3 protein-coding genes are annotated in these 3556 nt (G+C 45.2%); all 3 read right to left on the bottom strand.

Going from position 1 to position 3556, the window contains the following annotated elements:
- A partial coding sequence (locus A3735_RS22390) for an Hpt domain-containing protein (RefSeq protein WP_197485977.1) occupies positions 1 to 2113 on the bottom strand: 2113 nt, incomplete at its 3' end.
- Positions 2114 to 2149: 36 nt separating this feature from the next.
- Entirely contained in the window at positions 2150 to 3067 is a 918-nt protein-coding gene (locus A3735_RS22385; protein WP_082865245.1) for a protein-glutamate O-methyltransferase CheR, read from the bottom strand.
- A gap of 32 nt (positions 3068 to 3099) precedes the next feature.
- On the bottom strand, positions 3100 to 3556 hold a 457-nt coding region (locus A3735_RS22380; protein ID WP_231882624.1), incomplete at its 5' end, for a methyl-accepting chemotaxis protein.

The following is a 3556-nucleotide window of genomic DNA, read 5'->3' as shown; positions in this document are numbered from 1 at the left end:
TTGATTCACGCTGCTGGGAAAAATCTTCGGTTAGTTCAGGAAGCTTTTCAATAACTGAATCGAGGAGGTCGAAGACTTCCATTTCTAGGCTCATTGCAGCATCGAGATGTTTATTTAGTAAGTTCTCTATCGGCCATGCAATTTCAGCAATGACTTTTGCGCCAACCAGGCGGCCACTGCCTTTGAGCGTATGGAAGGCTCTGCGGAGGTTTTGCAGGGCGGCTTGATCTTCAGGTGTTGCTCGAAGCTGTGCCATAGCCACCTGGATCTCGTCCATGACTTCGGCAACTTCTTCCATAAATATTTCTAGAATATCTTCGTCAATGAGTCCTTCATCACTTTCTTTCTCAATCGAATCGGGTGATTCCGAAGCCACATCAGAGATATGGTGTTGAGATAGGACAGGGCTAGACTCTTCTGTGGTTTCGTGAGTCGGAAAGCCAAGTTTAGAGACGCTCTCTTCGGCAACCTTAAGTATACCGTCATTGTCTTGAGCCCCTTCTGAGAGGCGCTCCATATAATACTCAATACTGGTAATCGCATCGGCGAGACGATCCAGTTGTTGCCAGTCAGGAATATGCTTATCGCTTAATAAGGAGTCACGAATATAGGTGCTGCAAGACTCAAGAAGCTTTGCCGCCTGTGTAAGCGGGATGATTTGTAAGCCACCGCGAATACTGTCTAAGAGGTCTGGGACATCCTTTATCTCGGCGTGATCCCACTGAGATGCTATAAAGTTGACGATGCTGTTTTTTGCTTGTTCCAAGCCATTTCGTGATTCATAGATAACGGCATTATGCGCACTTTCGAAGTGTTCAGCGGGTACAACAAATTCGTTTTGCTCTTCTTCACTCTGTTCTCTCGCATCGCTGAGTGAGCTCAGATTAGCTTCGACATATAGCAGGGCACCTGCCATATCCATTAATACTTGGTCGCTAGCTGGTTCACTGCTTTCAGCGATTTCTTCTATGCGGCTAATTTGCTCTAGCACCAGCTTGCGGGCTACACCTAAGCCCAGAACAGCCATGGTATTAGCAATTTGAGTTAATTGAGGTACTAGCTCAAGCAGCTGAGTATTGTCTTTATCGTCATCGCGAACGTATAGATCTAGCTGTTCTTTGACGTGGCTGAGTTCTTCACTTAAGACCTCAACAACTGAGCTCATTGTTTCAGCGCCTGGACGATGCAGTTTCTCACGCTCGGCATCAACTTCTTGTTCGCTTGGTAAGGCTTGAGCCAAGCTAAAGGACGCTTTTAGTTCTTGGATGCGCTGACTGTCAATTGCACTTTTTGCAACGTAATACAGTAAATTCTTTAGTAAGTCCGTCGGTAAAGGCTTCGCTAGAATGGTCTGCGGTTCATCGATCATCAGTTTTATTTGGTGATCGAGCTCACGCAAGAGTTGCTTTGTTGCAGAGCTGATACCTTCTTCATCGCCTCGAATAGCATCGAGGAAACCAACGGCTACCCACCAGATTTTTCCAATGGGTGTTCCCTGGCAAAATTTCTCGAGACGAGATACGACTTTATAAAGGTAGGAAAAGTTTTCAGCAAGATCCTGATTTCTAATGACGCCAGCAAGAGAGAACTGAAACATCTGTCGAAGTTTACGCAAGTTGGCAATAACTTGTTCGTCCTGCATACGCTGATTGTGCGCAATGTCGGGTGTTATCGCCGCCGCAGATAAGTCAGGCGTAAATAAGGAGGTGTCAGATAATAAAGGCTGGCCCTGCAGAGCACGAAGATCATTTAATATTGGAAGCAGTACCACAGGCAAGTCACGCTGCCCTTTTTGTATATGCTCCAGATAGTTCTCAAGTTGCAGCAAAGAGTCCATTAAGACTTCTAGAGCTTCCTGTACACTGGCGACCTTGTCTTCAATCAATGCCTGGCATAGTTTCTCCATTTCTTCGGCGAGTAAAGCAGCGCCGTAGAACTCTACCATTTGAAGCGTACCGTGAACTTGATGAATATAATTCAAGCAGAAGGTAATTTGAGGCGTGTCTTCTTTGTTCTCGACATAAGCCTCCAACGCTATTTGAGCTTGGGACAATGTTTGTTTAATTTCGCCTTTAACCCAGTCTAAGGCTATGTAGTCATGGTTATTACCCATAACTTCTCCAATCTATAAATGCGTTGTTTTTGTGTGTTAATTTCGACGAATAAACGCCAAAGTCTGATTGTTTTGAACTCGCTCAACATGTGGATTTTGCCAATCGACAGCTTCGCCTTGTCCAATTACGAGCAGCCCTTTAGGGGCCAGCCTTTCTACCAGACTATTCAGAATGTTGTGTTTTAATTCCTTGCGGAAGTAAATCAGAACATTCTGGCAATATATCGTATCCATGTTTCTCAGAGGGCTTTTATCAACATCAATCATATTCGCCATCGAGAAACAGACTTTTTGTTTGAGCTCACTACCGACTCGATATATATCGGGGCTGAGTTGCTCAAAATACTGGTCAACCAATCTGCGATCTAGGTCCACCAGCTTACGAACGTTATATATACCTTCTCTAGCTTTACTAAGTACCGGAAGGCTTATATCTGTTGCAGTAACACCAAAGTTACTTAACGCTCTTTTTTCTTTCAGAAGCATTTGTTGGCAAAGCATCGCCAAGGTATATGGTTCTTCTCCGGAGCTGCAACCTACACTCCATATGTTTATCGCTTCGTTTCGAGATTTTCTGCGAATTTGATCAGTTAGATATTCGCAAAATAACTCCATCGACTCAGGATTTCGGTAAAAACGTGTCTCCTGAACCATCACTCTATCGAGCAAAGTGTTCCACTCGACGATGCCGCTTGGCTTGGCACATACTTTTGCGTAGTAGTCGTCAAAGCTAGCGCATGCAATCTCTCTCATTCGAATGATTAGATTCGATTGGAGAAGCGACCGGTGATAGTACGAGATGTACATCCCAGTTCGATCTTCAAGTAATGCTTGCCACTGATGAAACTGAGCATCAGTTAGCACAGGAAAAGGCGTTGATTCCCAGTTCATTCGTGACTCATTACCCGGATACTCGCATGCTTGTGCTACGTCAGGATTCAGTAGGGCTTCCATTGCGACTACCTACAGCCAATCAGCTCGCTTTATTACACGATACCTTCATCGTTGCCCTCAGAATACTCTGAGTCACCTTCGTCGGCAGGAAGCTTAAAGCCTGACACCGATGCTCGAAGCTGACTAGCCATTTCAGCAAGGTTACCGATAGATTTCGCTGTTGCCGTCGTACCTGATGAAGTTTGAGAGGTAATCTCTTGAATAACGTTCATCGTGTTAGAAATGTGACCCGCCGACAATGACTGTTGACGTGACGCGTTAGAGATATTCTGGATCAAGTCTGCAAGACTCATCGAAACTGTTTCGATTTCTTCTAGGGCAACACCCGCATCTTGTGCAAGTCGAGCTCCTCGTACCACTTCTGCCGTGGTGTGTTCCATCGAGATTACCGCTTCGTTGGTATCTGTCTGAGTGGTTTTAACCAGTGCTTCAATCTGCTTGGTTGCAGCAGAAGAACGTTCCGCCAGTCTCTGTACTTCGTCGGCAACA

Source organism: Oleiphilus sp. HI0061 (genome assembly GCF_001635675.1).
Note: the sequence above shows the minus strand (reverse complement) of the source record. Positions and strands in the feature narration are given on the sequence as shown.